Origin of the sequence: Enterovibrio sp. FF113, assembly GCF_041439165.1 — a bacterium.
Classification (GTDB): domain Bacteria; phylum Pseudomonadota; class Gammaproteobacteria; order Enterobacterales; family Vibrionaceae; genus Enterovibrio; species Enterovibrio norvegicus_A.
Window position 1 is genome coordinate 141,193 of record NZ_JBGONO010000011.1, and the last position, 15,483, is coordinate 156,675.

General features: G+C 46.3%; 10 protein-coding genes. 5 read left to right on the forward strand and 5 right to left on the reverse strand.

Translation table 11 applies throughout. The features are described from left to right. Positions 1-101: 101 nt before the first annotated feature. Positions 102-2,447 (reverse strand): helicase-related protein, encoded by a 2,346-nt coding sequence (locus ACED36_RS10945; protein WP_016962183.1) that lies wholly within the window; start codon positions 2,445-2,447, stop codon positions 102-104. A 292-nt stretch (positions 2,448-2,739) separates the two neighbouring features. Here ACED36_RS10945 and ACED36_RS10950 point away from each other — a divergent pair, with 292 nt between their 5' ends. The 4 genes from ACED36_RS10950 to ACED36_RS10965 all read left to right on the forward strand — a co-directional run bounded on the left by ACED36_RS10950 (position 2,740) and on the right by ACED36_RS10965 (position 8,068). Next, complete coding sequence (locus ACED36_RS10950; RefSeq protein ID WP_016962184.1) at positions 2,740-4,431, forward strand: NAD-dependent malic enzyme; 1,692 nt, start codon at positions 2,740-2,742, stop codon at positions 4,429-4,431. A 130-nt stretch (positions 4,432-4,561) separates the two neighbouring features. Then, positions 4,562-5,224, forward strand: coding sequence for a vancomycin high temperature exclusion protein (locus tag ACED36_RS10955; protein ID WP_017002787.1), 663 nt, complete (start codon positions 4,562-4,564; stop codon positions 5,222-5,224). 202 nt (positions 5,225-5,426) lie between these two features. Continuing rightward, the gene (locus ACED36_RS10960) at positions 5,427-6,797 is read left to right on the forward strand and encodes a DASS family sodium-coupled anion symporter (RefSeq protein WP_017002788.1); all 1,371 of its coding nucleotides are present in this window, start codon (positions 5,427-5,429) and stop codon (positions 6,795-6,797) included. A 179-nt stretch (positions 6,798-6,976) separates the two neighbouring features. Continuing rightward, positions 6,977-8,068 carry a ketoacyl-ACP synthase III gene (locus ACED36_RS10965; protein WP_016962187.1) on the forward strand — a complete coding sequence of 364 codons (1,092 nt, stop codon included), beginning with the start codon at positions 6,977-6,979 and terminating at the stop codon, positions 8,066-8,068. Between the two features lie 67 nt (positions 8,069-8,135). On the opposite strand, the gene ACED36_RS10970 is transcribed toward ACED36_RS10965, so the two are convergent. The 4 genes from ACED36_RS10970 to ACED36_RS10985 all read right to left on the reverse strand — a co-directional run bounded on the left by ACED36_RS10970 (position 8,136) and on the right by ACED36_RS10985 (position 11,875). Then, on the reverse strand, positions 8,136-9,413 hold the full coding sequence (locus tag ACED36_RS10970) for a GGDEF domain-containing protein (RefSeq protein WP_241823336.1): 1,278 nt from the start codon (positions 9,411-9,413) through the stop codon (positions 8,136-8,138). A gap of 213 nt (positions 9,414-9,626) precedes the next feature. After that, entirely contained in the window at positions 9,627-10,538 is a 912-nt protein-coding gene (gene nagK / locus ACED36_RS10975; RefSeq protein ID WP_016962189.1) for an N-acetylglucosamine kinase, read from the reverse strand. 153 nt (positions 10,539-10,691) lie between these two features. Next, positions 10,692-11,408 carry a tRNA-uridine aminocarboxypropyltransferase gene (locus ACED36_RS10980; RefSeq protein WP_016962190.1) on the reverse strand — a complete coding sequence of 239 codons (717 nt, stop codon included), beginning with the start codon at positions 11,406-11,408 and terminating at the stop codon, positions 10,692-10,694. A 122-nt stretch (positions 11,409-11,530) separates the two neighbouring features. Beyond that, positions 11,531-11,875 (reverse strand): DUF3802 family protein, encoded by a 345-nt coding sequence (locus ACED36_RS10985; RefSeq protein WP_016962191.1) that lies wholly within the window; start codon positions 11,873-11,875, stop codon positions 11,531-11,533. Between the two features lie 282 nt (positions 11,876-12,157). Here ACED36_RS10985 and ACED36_RS10990 point away from each other — a divergent pair, with 282 nt between their 5' ends. Then, positions 12,158-15,469 (forward strand): ATP-binding protein, encoded by a 3,312-nt coding sequence (locus ACED36_RS10990; RefSeq protein ID WP_371733252.1) that lies wholly within the window; start codon positions 12,158-12,160, stop codon positions 15,467-15,469. Positions 15,470-15,483: the final 14 nt, after the last annotated feature.

Sequence of the window (15,483 nt, forward strand, 5' to 3'; positions counted from 1 at the left end):
CACCTAAAATTAAGCGAATTCGATTTGACGAGTTCGCTTTTTCAACATTACATCAAAGTAAATTGCTTCACATCCGCTTGGCTACTCATTCTCAGATGCGGCTACTTAACATCGACAATACGGCTCGCTTTTTTGTACTTAACCCGCCATCCATTCCACGAAGGTAACTCCCACCGCTTTGGCCCATCCTTTCGATTACCTTTAACATAGTGAACAACGACCATGCGTTTAGATCTAGAATATTCAACGTCGAGTTTTAACTCAGCCAAGGTGACCTGTAACGGGTATGTCCGAACAAAGTCGTCAAACTCCCAAGATGGAATGCCATCAAACTGAATGTCGCTTGGGTCGATCAAGTCCATGTCATCAACTGTTTCAACACCAAGATCAGAAAGCGTCTGCTCGAGCCAAACCAAGACATCAACTGCCGGCTGTGGTTTTTCAGCAACCAAGGTTTGGAATAAATTCCAGTAAGTGATCTGATGGGATAGGTGCTCGCCAACACCATTCATCAATTCGCCGTCTAGAATCTGCTTGGCTATCGCGAGAAGTAAACTCGCGCCCTCGGCTTCACGTTCACATTGTTCTATGATTCTCCCCGCATATACGCGCTGAACCACATCAAACACTTTGCCCGCTTTTTCAATCTGCTCGGCTATTTCCAGCTCGCCCAAGTCGGCATGCGTAAGCCATAAAAAGGGCAACGGAGCCATGCAGGTGGCGTACGATGTGGTTTGCTTTGCGCCTCGGCCAGCTAAGTGGAACTGATCAAATACAAGCGCCGCTTGCGGCTCTGCAGGGAAATCACTATCACGGCTGAGTACCACTTCACTGTCACCATTTCCAAACGCCTGTTGACGCTTCTCTCGCCTTACAAAGGCAAGCTCTGGTGCAATGTCGATGACATTGCGCAAGAAGTTTTCTCGCTGAAATCGACTGGCAGCATCCCATTGCGGCAACACCATGGCCTCTCTCAAAGACGCAGATAAACGTCTTGCTTCATCACGTGCAAGCAGATCCACATCAATGTCTTCTGACTGCTCACCGCGTAGCACAGCGATTGAAGTGACAACGTCACACGCATGCGTATTCCATGCCTTGTAGTTCTCTAATGCCATTTCACCGGGTCGACGCTTCCAGACGGTCACTGGCGTTTGCAGTATGGCGGCCAAATCACACATGGCTTCTTTGTTCGGCCTAGACGTCATACCGGATATCAAGTGGGCAAACAGAGAATCAATCGGGAGTGGATAAAGCAATTTACCATGCTCGGTCACTACGCCATTGTTATCAATTGCCCCCATAGCAATGAGTCTTGTGCGTGCGGATAGCAGAGACTTGTCGGGTAAAGGAGAAAGAAACACGAGTTGGTCTAATGTAAAACCACTGCACGCTGCAGCAAGCATGGTTTCAATCAAATCTTCGCGTTCAAGCTCTGGCGGTGTAAAAGCTTCAAGCGGCGCATGTTGACCATAAAGTCGTTCGCAATACCCTGCTGCTATTCGCCCAGCACGCCCTGCCCGCTGCTTGGCGCTCGCCTTGGAGATAGTATGGAGCGCCAACGCTGTTCGACCATTGCGTTGATGGGTGCGCCTTTCCATTCCCGTATCAATAACTGTCACGATGCCAGGAATGGTTAATGAGGTTTCCGCCACATTGGTCGCCAACACAATGCGTTGATTGTCGCTTTGGTTCAGTGCGTGTTTTCGATCAAGATCGGACACCGATGCATGAAGTGGAATAACATCAGCGCCGAGTCCACTCAACGCCGAACGGCACAGATTGATTTCCTTTTTCCCTGGCAGAAACACCAGTAAATCACCGCCGCGTTCCAATGCACGCTCAACCACAGGCTTTAGTCGTGATTCTATGTGCTTGCCCGACGGCATCACTTGACTGTCTGAGGCATGATAAGAAACCGTGACACCGTAACTCTTGGCATCCGCTTTAAGCATCTCCGCATGAAAATATTGGCTAAGTTTGTCACTGTCTAACGTGGCAGACGTGATGATCAATCGGTGCTTGTTCAGTTTATTTAGTAGCGCTGCCAGCAAATCGGTTTCTGCACGTCGTTCGTGGAATTCATCAATCATCACCACATCGAACTTAGAAAGCTTATCTTCACTGAACCAACGAAGCACAACGCCTGGGGTCGCAAAAACAATCTGAGTGTCATCACTAAAACGATAATCAAACTTGATGGCATACCCGACTTGCTCACCAATCTTTGCGCCTATACTTTCTGCGACAAAGCCCGTCAGTGATGTACAAGCCACACGACGTGGCTCAATCACAAGCACTCGACCAAGTTTCGATGCCCAAACAGGCAAGCGCGTGGACTTGCCTGTTCCGGTGTCTGATTGAATAATCACATTACGCTTGGCTAACGCGATTTCGACAGATGCTTGAATAGCGTCAATGGGTAGCTGAAGGGTTGATTTGATCATGGATTCATTGTGTAGGCGTTTGAATTTCAATGCGCCTAGTGTACCTCAGAACAGTGCCCAAACAGCGCCAAACGTTTCTTGATTTTCAATAGACAACGAGATGAGTGGATATCCACCCGACTTGTTTGTAGTAGGTCACTGTTTAAGGTTCAGGTGGTCGCTTTGTTTAAAATGATCTTGAACGTGCAAGGTCAACACCACTACACTGCTTAAACGGGAAGTAAATTCCCGTCTGTCTAAACACTTACCCTATTTTAATCATGTCTTCTGAAAGAATTGAGTTGTCTTCTTCATGCATAATCAAAAACGTCCACTCTACATTCCATACGCTGGCCCAGCGTTGCTTGAAACGCCGCTGCTTAACAAAGGCAGTGCGTTCTCTGTTGAAGAGCGGATGTTCTTCAATCTGGAAGGCCTACTTCCAGAAGCTATTGAGTCAATAGAAGAACAGGCAGAACGTGCCTACAAACAATATCAGCGTTTCGAAAACGATATGGATAAGCACATTTATTTGCGCAATATCCAAGATACTAACGAAACCCTGTTTTATCGCTTAGTGAATAGCCATATCAGCGAAATGATGCCGATAATCTACACCCCGACTGTCGGTGCAGCCTGTGAAAATTTCTCTGAAATTTATCGTCGTGGCCGTGGCTTGTTTATCTCTTACCCGAACCGCTACCGCATTGACGACATGCTTAACAATGCTTCTCGCCACAACGTTAAAGTTATCGTGGTGACTGACGGTGAACGTATTCTTGGTCTGGGTGACCAAGGTATCGGTGGCATGGGTATTCCTATTGGCAAGCTTTCGCTTTATACCGCATGTGGTGGTATCAGCCCCGCTTATACATTGCCAATCGTATTGGATGTGGGTACCAATAACCCACAGCGATTGTCTGACCCTATGTACATGGGTTGGAGGCATACGCGTATCACAGGCCAAGATTACGATGATTTTATCGAAGAATTCATCCAAGCCGTTCAGCATCGCTGGCCAGATGCACTGATCCAGTTTGAGGATTTCGCACAAAAGAACGCAATGCCAATCCTTGAGCGCTACAAAGATCGCGTCTGCTGTTTTAATGACGACATTCAAGGTACCGCTGCTGTTACCGTGGGATCTTTGATTGCCGCCTGTAAAGCTGCAGGCACCAAGCTATCCGACCAACGTGTCACCTTCCTTGGTGCGGGCTCTGCTGGCTGTGGTATCGCTGAAGCGATTATTGCCCAAATGGTTTCCGAAGGGATCAGCGACAAAGAAGCGCGACAACACGTCTTCATGGTTGATCGCTGGGGTCTATTGATTGATGCCATGCCAAACCTGCTCGACTTCCAACAGAAGTTGGTTCAGAAATCGTCAGCAATTAAAAATTGGGAACTCGCAGACCAAAACATCTCCCTGTTAGACGTGGTGAAGAATGCTAAGCCTACAGTCTTGATTGGAGTCTCTGGTGCACCAGGCTTGTTCAGCGAAGATGTGATCAAAGCGATGCATGAACATTGCGAACGCCCGATTGTATTTCCACTGTCAAATCCAACAAGCCGCGTGGAAGCCACGCCGTTTGATATTCTGCGTTGGACCAACGGCGAAGCATTAGTGGCGACGGGAAGCCCGTTTGATCCCGTTGTTCTGGATGGTGGTAAAACCTATACCATCGCCCAGTGTAACAACAGCTACATCTTCCCTGGCATTGGTCTCGGTGTGCTGGCAACAGACGCGAAACGCGTGACTGATGGCATGTTGATGGAATCAAGCCGCGCATTGGCCGAATGTTCTCCGTTAGCAAAATATGGTCGAGGTCCACTGCTACCGCCTCTAGAAGAGATTCAGTCGGTATCGCGATACATTGCTCTCGCTGTGGCAAAGAAAGCCATTGAAGACGGTGTTGCGCTGGAACTGACCGACGACGTGTTACAAGAACGCATTGATGCGATCTTCTGGGAACCGAAGTACCGTCAGTACAAACGTACGTCATTCTAACGCTGAATCATTAAATAATTTGAACAAGAACCTCCGTTTTCCGTAAGGAAGCGGCGGTTCTTTTTGTTTTTTTTCATTTTTTAGTTTAACCTTCTGGTTCCTCACTGGTTTTAGTACCTTTCTAATTGTGATGTCATTTCGAAAAGCGTCAACTGCTGTCTTTATTCTTTTTATTATCTCGCTACTCAGTATTGCGGCGATGGATCTCTGGGTCTCTTATCAAGCAAAAGATCGCATTTACGATTCGATCGCTGAAACGCCTGCTCGTCATGTTGGCTTGGTATTGGGCACCAGCAAATACATTGGAAAGACCCTTAACCCTTTTTATACCTACCGAATAGAAGCGGCTCAACGCCTTTATCTCAACAACAAAGTCGATGTATTGCTGCTCAGTGGTGACAACGCGCATCGCTCTTATAACGAACCATGGACGATGAAAAGAGATATGCTAAAAGCAGGTATTCCTGATGACCGTATCTTTCTTGATTACGCAGGATTTAGAACGCTTGATTCCATCGTACGAGCCAAGAAAGTCTTTGATGCAGACGAATTCACGCTAGTCACTCAAGCATTTCACTGTGAACGCGCCCTCTTCATTGCAGACTATTACGAAATTGATGCTATTTGTCTGGCCGTGCCAAGTCCAAAAGGGCTGGCAGGTTTAAAAATACGCGCTCGTGAAATACTTGCACGAGTAAAAGCCGTGCTGGATATCTATGTTCTAAACGAGCAGCCCAAATTCCTCGGCCCCAAAGAAACCATCCCGACCGAAACACTTTCTCTTCCTGAGTAACACTCTGTCACACCCTCTCAAATCTGGTGGGTGGAAACCTACCCATTTAAAATTCACGCCATCCCAGTTTTAAACATTCAAGCAACATCTTGTTAATGATGTGGTTTGGCGCTCTCTACGAAATCATTTAGGTAGGCAATAATGCAGTTGAATTCAATTCAAACAATAAAAACCACCCTACATATTCTTAGAGGAAGTCGATATGACAGCATTAACCCTTGCTTTCAAAGATTGGCTGTTTAACAAAAATAGCCTAATTCTTATAGCCAACGTTGCACTGTTCACCCTTATGATGACCTTCCTTCCTTTCGAGAAGGACGTTGTCGTCGGTCTAAGCCTGCTTGTTTTCATCGCCGTACTTTGGCTTACCGAAGCGCTACACGTCAGTATTACTGCGCTGCTTGTTCCGGTACTTGCCGTCGGTTTAGGGGTCTTTAATACCTCTACAGCGCTGTCAAATTTTTCCAATCCCATTATCTTTCTCTTTCTGGGTGGCTTTGCGCTAGCGGCTGCGCTTCATACCCAAAAACTTGATCAGGCCATTGCCGACAAAGTGCTGGTCATTGCCAAAGGCAGAATGAGCGTTGCTGTGATGATGTTGTTTGGTGTTACTGCCGGCCTTTCAATGTGGATTTCAAACACAGCAACAACGGCAATGATGCTGCCATTGGTTCTTGGCGTACTCAGCAAGGTCAATGCAAAATCTGACCGTGGTACCTACGTGTTTGTACTTCTAGGTATCGCATATTGCGCCAGCATTGGTGGTATCGCGACAATTGTTGGTAGCCCTCCCAACGCCATTGCAGCGGCAGAAGTTAACTTAAACTTTATAGAGTGGATGAAACTAGGCCTGCCAATTACCGTCACGTTGTTACCGATCACCATTGCCGTTCTTTATTTCTTGACCAAACCCAATTTGAACCACACCTTCGAACTGGATCACAAGCCTATTGAGTGGACCAATGCGCGTCGTCTTACTCTGGCTATTTTTGCACTGACGGTGTTCTGTTGGATCTTCAGTAAGCCAATCAACCAAATGCTGGGTGGCTTAAGTAAATTTGACTCCCTTGTCGCTATCTCTGCCATTATCCTTCTTGGCGCATCACGTGTGGTTAATTGGAAAGATATCGAGAAAACAACAGACTGGGGTGTATTACTGCTGTTTGGTGGCGGCTTGTGTTTGAGCAACGTGTTGAAAGCGACCGGGACCAGTGTGTTCTTGGCTGAATCGTTGAGCAGCTTCCTTTCATCAGCAGGCATCTTCTTTACCTTGCTGGCTGTTGTGGCATTTGTCGTGTTTCTGACGGAATTTGCCAGTAACACCGCGAGTGCTGCGCTTCTCGTACCTGTATTCGCCACGGTTGCTGAAGCACTTGGGGTTTCACCCGTAATTCTGTCTGCATTGATTGCCATTGCAGCCTCCTGTGCCTTTATGTTGCCTGTCGCCACGCCGCCAAATGCCATTGTTTTCGCATCAGGTCACATCAAACAGTCAGAGATGATGCGTGCAGGAATTTACTTGAATGTGGTTGCCATTACTGTTCTCGCGATATTTGCTTGGTTGTTTTGGTAACAGAACCTCGTTTTCAAGGCGCAATCAACACGTAAACCATGTGGCCTTCGGGCCACTTTTGGTTTCAGTATCCTTGCTCAGGAATATGTCGCTATTGTTCACAGCGCACAGCACGCTATTTGTTTCAATAATATAACAGCGGTACACTGGCAACAGTTAAAACAAAACAAGAGACTCTCATGCCATTTGCCGAAATTACTGGCTGGGGAAAATGCTTACCTCAGGCAGAACTCACCAACAACGACATAAGCACCATCATTGACACTTCAGACGAATGGATTTCTTCTCGAACCGGTATCAGTGCTCGCCGCATCAGCCACGTCAACACATCAGACATGGCAACAATTGCCGCAAAACATGCGCTGGCAACAGCGGGGATTGAAGGTGCTGATGTTGATCTCATCATCGTCGCCACTTGCTCGCCAGATACGTTAATTCCGAACATTGCCTCGAAAGTACAGCTTGAAATTGGCGCTAAGAAAGCGGCTGCGTTCGATTTAAACGCAGCGTGTACCGGATTTTTGTATGCGCTTGAAACAGCGACGAGAATGATTCAGGCTGGTGCGTATCAACATGCAGTGATCATTGGTGCGGAGCGCTTGAGCTGGTATCTCGATTGGAGCAAACGTGATACTGCCGTTTTGTTTGGTGATGGCGCAGGCGCCGTTGTGCTGAGTAAAACAGATAAAGAAGTAGGACTACTCGAAGCCCAACTTGGCTGTGATTCCGAAGGAAGAGATGTGCTCGCTATCCCTGCATTTGGCACCGCCATGCAGCGCTTTGAAGAAGACAGCGGCTATTTCAGCTTTAACTTCGTTGGCCGTGAAATTTTCAGACGTGCCGTAAAAGGCATGGGAGCCGCTGCAAGTGCCGTTCTCGGACGCGCTAATGCAACGGAAAGTGATATTGACTTGGTGATCCCACATCAAGCTAACAAGCGCATTATCGAAGCACTTTGCGATCACGCAAAGATCCCGTTGGATAAAGCGTTTATTAATATCCACAAGTATGGCAATACTTCGGCTGCAACCATTCCAATCGCGTTGTGTGAAGCCGTTGAAGAAGGCCGAGTGACACCAAACAGCACATTGTTGATGGCAGCATTTGGTGCAGGCCTGACTTGGGGTGCGGGCGTGATACGTTGGGGTGATCGCACTTCGCCGATTAACGTGTCGGACGCCGCACTTCCTGAGCCAGAAACATCCGCTCTGGGCTTGCTAGAAAATGCGGTTAAACACTGCAAAGCAAACGCTGAAAAAACACAGCTGTAAACATCGCACCGCATAGAAACAAAAATGAAATTTAAAAAAAGCAGCTTATCAACGCTGCTTTTTTTGTTTAAACCGTCATCAGTGTTTCAGCAAACACTTCCACCCGATTTCTTCCGAGTTGTTTGGCTCGATAAAGAGCGTCATCAGCATCTGCGATCATTGCAGCGATACTGGCTTCGCGCATCGATGACACACCAATACTGCACGTTAGCAATTCGCCATGAGACCATGCTGTAGACTCAAACGCGGATCGAATTCTTTCGGCTAAGAAGGATGCTTGAGCTAAGTTGCGCTTAGGACAGAAAATCACAAACTCTTCTCCCCCCCAACGGACAATGACATCGCTAGTACTTGCTGATTCTCGCATGATTTTCGCCGTACTCACGAGTAGTTTGTCACCCATGTCATGACCGTAGGTGTCATTGACATACTTAAAGTGGTCAATGTCCAAACACAACACCGTGCAGCTTCTATCGTCCATCGAAGTAATATGTTTTTCGAGTTCCTGATAGATACCCAAGCGATTTCTCAACCCTGTGAGTGCATCAGTATTGGCAAGCACTGACAAGGTTTCACTTTTTTGCTTTAACGCCAAGTTAATCACTTTCAAACGGTCTGCTCGTGAACGCTCCAGATTATAGATACGTCGGCTTTGCGTGTATTTAACCGTCAATAGCGTCATGATAGTGGCAAGCCAAACAAACGTTATTCCACGAAAAAGCTGAGACTCTGAGAGCATCAGTCCCTCAAAGCGAATACCTCTGATAACAAGCTCATGCTCACCCAATATTGGCGCACTACCCGTTGCTATCTCTATCAATGAGACATTACTCAATTCTGGCCCAGCATGCTCCAGCGGTATATCTAGATCAGAGATCCACCAAGAGATAACCTGAAACGCTTTTAAAGGCAGCACGTACTCAGACATCGATCCACTCGGGTTGTATTCAAGCCCATTAAATTTCAGCGAAACAGGGTCATCAATACGAGAGTATGCCGAATTGAAGTTTCTCAGATACACGCGTAAGCGCTGATTCGGCTCAGGCGTATCGTAAGCAGCCTCAATGACCATAGAATGATAGTGCGTTAAATCAATCCCGTTTGCAGCATCCGCGCTTAAACTGATCGCCACTTCACAGAAAGGCCATCGGTGCGCTTTACCCAGATTGCAGTTAAGAACAACGTATCCATCGCCATCAACGGTAACACTTCCTTGTGTATCTCCCCCCATTGGGGTGTCATCAATATATTCAACCTTAAACTCTGTTGGAGAGACCGTGTAGGTTGAACGCGCACCACCAGCATAAAACCAAACAATGGCGACGACAGACAAGAATAAAAGCACAAGGAGTACGAAAAGAGTTCGCGAAGTGTTCTGTTTCAAAATCACCTGATCAACTTATCCAATTTTTATTGATACAACTCAGATAGCTGAGGAATTATTCCACACATAACGCCGAATAGATCAGCGGTACATGAAGCCAATTTAATGTTTTGGTATGAGAAAAGGCACCTTTCACTCAGGTGCCTTTCGTTTCCAAGCGTCTCAGCTAAGTCTTTAGCGCTGGATATTCAAAAATGCAGCGCCACGCACTCCGCCGGAGTCTCCGTGCTTGGCTTTGATGATTTTTGGAGGGTGAGCAATGGAAAGTAAATGCTTAGGAAGACGTTTAGGCATTTCTTCATAGATGGCATCGAAATTCGACAGTCCACCACCTAACACCACCACATCGGGATCAATACCGGTAAACAAACCAGCAAAGACCATCGCTAGCATTTCCATATAGATGTCGACGAACTCAACATCACGAGATTCACCTGCTTTAAAATCCGCAATAATATTGACCGCTTTTTTCTCTTCACCATGAAAATGCGTGTACAGCATTTCAAATCCGCGACCAGAGAGATAGTTGTCGATACAGCCTTTTTTCTCACAACCACATTCAAAAATTGGCGCATTTTTACCAAGGTGCAGCCAAGCGTCAATCGGCATGCGCATGTGTCCGAGCTCACCCGCGACATTATTCTTACCAGAAACAATCTTGCCATCCAGCACAATGCCACCGCCGAACCCTGTGCCCAGAATCAAGCCAAGGACAACCTTTTCACCTTGAAGCTCTTCATCCCACGCTTCAGACAGCGCGAAGCAGTTCGCATCATTGTTAAGCGCAACCGCTCGGCCAATTTTTGCTTCAAGATCTGCACGAAGCGTTCTACCTTTCGCAGCTGGCACATTGACCGTTAACACTGTGCCATCTTCAGCCTTTTCAATGCCGGGAATACCAAGCCCGACCGTGCCTTCACAACCAAATTTTTGGTCGTATTTCGCCACTAAGCCCGCTAGCGTTTCAACCAACAGCTCATAGTTGTCTCCGGGGGTAGGCACGCGCTCTGTTGCCTGACGCTTTAGATCATTGTCAAATGCGCCAAACTCAATTTTGGTGCCACCTACATCAAAGCCGTAATACATCCTTTACTCCGTTGTTCCTAATAGCAAAATCGTCAATCTGTTTGAATTATCCCTGTTTCAAACGGTTCTTAATGTGACTAAAGACAAAGTAACTCTTTGTGTCGTCTTTTCAGCGCTACAACTATGCGAAGTGAATCGCAAACCATTGTTAAATTAGAGGGTTCGAAGCTCTCTATATTTATCAAGCGCAGCCGGGTCTGGGAGATTACGCTGTTTTTTCCCCGTCAAATAGTACTCACGGAACACATCAAACCATGCATCCAAACATTGGGACGCTTTGATATCCCCCGCAAGTGCCAGCACTTGTGCGGCCACCTCTGCTGTTGCAAGCTGACCTTCACCGTTCGCTTCTCTCATTTGATAACGCGATTGCGTATCGACCTTGATGCTTAGAACGGGCACTTCATCTAACCAAGGGCTCTTACGGAATATTTTTTTCGCTTCCTGCCAAGTGCCATCAATCATGATGAAAAGAGGACGTTTTCCCGCTTTTATCACTGGCTGACTAACAACGCGGTCTTCGCTGGCATACTGTGCAGGGAAAACAACGAATGGCTGCCATATCGGGTCATTGACCAACGCCACCATCTCTTCATTGGGCGTTTTACGCGACCAAATATACGCGTAGGTATCTTCAACTGTATCCGCGATGAGACGCCCAGTATTACTCGGCTTTAATACCTCATCATCATACATAACGAGCAAAAATCCGGCGTTCGTCGTCAAGGTTTGTCTTTCTTCACAAATACATAACCTTTCAACAACCATGCAGTGAATACAGCGAACAACACTGGCCCCTCGCGCACGAAATGGCTTAGTCGACTGCGCAAGCCTTTGATCGTAGAGTTTGTGAATGGCGTGAGGTTTCATGGGATGCGCCTTAAAAGAATAAAGGCGCATTTTAATCAGAGCAGAGAGCAGTGCAACCACTTGTTTGCGCTAAGATGCGATATGCGCGAACTTAGTGCCATCCCGACGTTACCACCAGAGGTTTAAGCACACTCAGCAACAGCAGCATCAAACAGGTTTTTAACCAGACCAATATACTCTTCAAGCACGTTAATCTGAGCAAACGTAGGTTTCTGATTCCAAACCGAGCTCAATATCTCTTCTAAATCGGCAACCACTTTATCCGCTTCGCTCATCACCGCAAAGCGCAGTGGTTGTGGCATGTCTTTGTTCTGTTCACAAATGACCATAAGTTGGCTTGCAACCAGTTCATGGACAAGATCATCAATGTTTTCAGAACCAACTTTGTCACCTGACGCAGCAAACACAGCCAAGTTTTCAATGAAATACTCAATTAGAGCCGCATATCCATCTGACTCAACGACCATTTAATACCTCCAATGCGTGACTTCCTACATCCAATTTTATTGCTCTGACATGAAAATTGATACCAATTAATTAGCCATATGTCACTTATTTGAGTCATAGTACTCACAAGAGAGCCCGGTGTTACTACATTATAAGTTCGATGACGCAAGCGCAGCACTTTAACGCGTCTTTTCATGGCGAAATAAGTTGGCACCATCCTATAAAAATTAATGCCTAAATCACGCTAAAAATGTCACCACCTGCACTTACTGGACGAAAGTGTCACTCATCAAGGATTCGTGATGTCAGAAAACCAAATCCAGCGCGACAATCAATTCCCCTTTTCCAAAAGTATCGTTGGGAAAGTGGGATTTATTATGGCAATGATGACACTTTGCGCCATGCTGCTTTCTGTCTCCACCTATGTCATGCATGATACCGCCAGCACTGACACCACGAATACCCGCCAGTTAGAAATCCCACGCGCCCTACTTTCAGTCTCTATGCTACGTTTCGTCGGTGAAATGAACCGCAATATGCTGAGCTATGCCTTAGGCGAAAGCGCCTCACTCGACACCTATTTCAAGAACAAGAACCAATTTGAAGTTTCGTTGAAAGAGCTGAATAAGATTCATGGTGATAACGCCAGTAAACTTCATCGTATTGAAAGTAATTACAAAGCGTTCGAAACGAAAATCGAAAGTGAGGTACTCAGACAATACGACCCACAAAGAGAAAAGTGGGCAATGAATGAAAAGAAACTGATCAAGAAAGACCTTGCACCAGAATTGAATCGTGCCATTCAAGCGCTGTTAGGGTTAGATGTTAGCAACGATACTGAGACAAACGTTGATAACCATCAAGTCATATGGCTCATGAGAGAGGACGCAGAAGATATGATGTCTTCTGTGTATTTCTATCTCAACGGTGAAGATAACCAAATTCAACATTTCCATGAAAATGCTGCTTTCTTTTCCAATTATCTCCAGCAGTTACGGGCGATGTCCACTAACGAACAATACACGCTAAATCTTGACGAAATTGAACGAATCATCAACGACCTAGTGACACGCACCGAACGAATCTTTAGCGAGTATGACCCGCTCAAAAAGAATGAAGCCATTCATGCCCTTAAAACCATCAACAACAACGAATACAAAACACTGGAAACATCGCTAACAACGTTTTCACGCGAGACCAGTTTCAGTGCGGCTAACTCCATGGCCAGTCTGCATAAAGTATTGAAAAACAATCAGATATCTTTTTTCGGATTGTTTGCCATCATGACACTAGTCAGTATTGCATTGACCGTTTACATCTATAAAAAAGTCACGCAGCCTATCGCTAGGCTCGCTGATACCATGCGCAACCTCGCTGATGGTAATACCGAGATTCCGATCCTTTACAAAAACAGACCTGACGAAGTGGGCCAAATCTCTCACGCACTTAGCTCCTTTCGCGACCACATCATTTCGCGAAATCAGGCAAGAGAACAACTTCTCTATCAGAAAGAATTGGCAGAGGCGGCGTCAAAAACCAAAGCACAGTTTTTGGCGGCAATGAGCCATGAAATACGTACGCCAATGAACGGCGTCATTGGCATGATTGATATTTTGCGGCGCTCAAAGTTGGACGCGACACAAATGGGCGTGGCCACAACGGTTCGTGATTCGGCGTTATCACTTCTTTCTATCATCAACGATATTCTCGATTTTTCTCGTATTGAAGCCGGAAAGATGCGAATTGATGATGTTCCACTGTCATTGCGCAACATCGCGGAACAGGTGATGGATAATTTGGCAACAGAGGCGACAGACAAAAACGTATCCTTGACGCTTTACATATCTCCCTCCGTCCCAACGTGTCTCAGTGGTGACCCTACCCGCATTCGGCAAATACTGTTTAACCTTATTGGTAACGGAATTAAATTTTCAGGTGGTCAACCACATCGTGGAGAAGTGCAAGTTTGGATAAAAAATCAACCTGAACACAACAACCACTCATCCATATCCATCGAGATTCGTGATAACGGTATTGGTATCAGCCAAGACAAGCTTGAAGCGATTTTCAAACCATTTACCCAAGCTGAGTATTCAACGACTCGTCGCTACGGTGGCTCAGGCTTAGGCCTCGCAATCAGTCAGAACATTGTTTCTCTTATGGGGGGAAGTATTCGCGCTGAAAGTGAGGAAGGCATAGGCTCAATATTTACCGTAAGTTTTGAACTGCCTGTCGCTGACAACATCAACATTCCAGAAAATTGCAATATTGACTTGCTGCGTGAGTCTGCGCAGACGCTTAGCAGCGTGATATGCGTCAACACACTAGAAAACGGCGCCCTAAAAACTAGCATCGATAACTATCTGCAACAGTTAAATATTTCATGTCACAGCACGTCAGTCGAATTGCTGCATCAGCAAAAATTTGAGCGAAGCGATGTGAAATACGTCGTCATCTGTCGCGATTATCTACAAACCAAACAACTCATGCCGCCATTTCTTTCGTCTAGTGTCGAAATTCGCTATCTCGAACTCGATATGCAACTCCCCGTCCATCGTTATGGTGGTATTGATGTGTTTGCTGTCTATGCTTCGCCATTGAAATTGTCGATGCTACTCAGCGGCTTGCGCATCTGTGTTGGGCTTGAAAGCCCTGACTATCCCGCGCTTGACACCAGCACAAGAGAAGCATTCATCGAACGTACTGATCAAGAACAAGGAACCATTCTTGTCGCAGAAGACAATGTCACCAACCAAACAGTGATCAATAAGCAGCTTACTTATCTCGGCTACAAGGTCGTCATGACAGGTGATGGCTTAGAGGCTTTGCGTGCTTACCGTAAACAGGCATTCACTCTTGTGTTGACCGATTGCCACATGCCTAACATGGACGGTTATGAACTCACTCATGCCATACGTGCTATTCAAAAAGAACGAAATGAATTTGTCCCAATTATTGCGCTAACTGCCAATGCACTTGTTGGCGAGGCTGAACGTTGCATTGAGACAGGCATGAACGACTTTATAGCGAAACCCGTTGAAATTGATGTTATCCAAAAAGTACTGAGTAAATGGTGCTCTAAGAGCAAGCCCTTCGAGGAAATCTCCTCTCCGACCAGTGTCGCATTAAACGTCTCCGATCCCTTGACCAATGAGACAGCGCTGCACGAGGTAGCGAACACCGACACAGCGCGGTCTGAAAATATGATCCAAGAGACTGCTCTGCCGCAGGTAGAGGTGGAACTCGAAGCCAGTGTGCTTCAAAAGCTGTTCTGGGGAGATAAAGAAACCTACGCAGACGTTCTCGGAGAGTTCATCAAGCACTGTGTGCCGGAATTAACCGATTTGGCGATGACACATGCCCCTTATGATTTTGACCAAATAAAAGCCTCTGCACATAAACTAAAAACATCATCTCGCAGCATTGGGGCATTCGCCCTTTCAGACTTGTGTATTTCGCTTGAACAAAGTGCTGATGCAAAAAGTAAAGACATAGAATCGTTGATTTTCACTTTGAATGAACAACTCGATGGAACCATTTCAGCAGTTAAATCCAAACGCATTGCATTAACACATGAACTCGATCATGGAAAAGTCAGCACACCTGATGCTTGAGAACTCGGCACTTT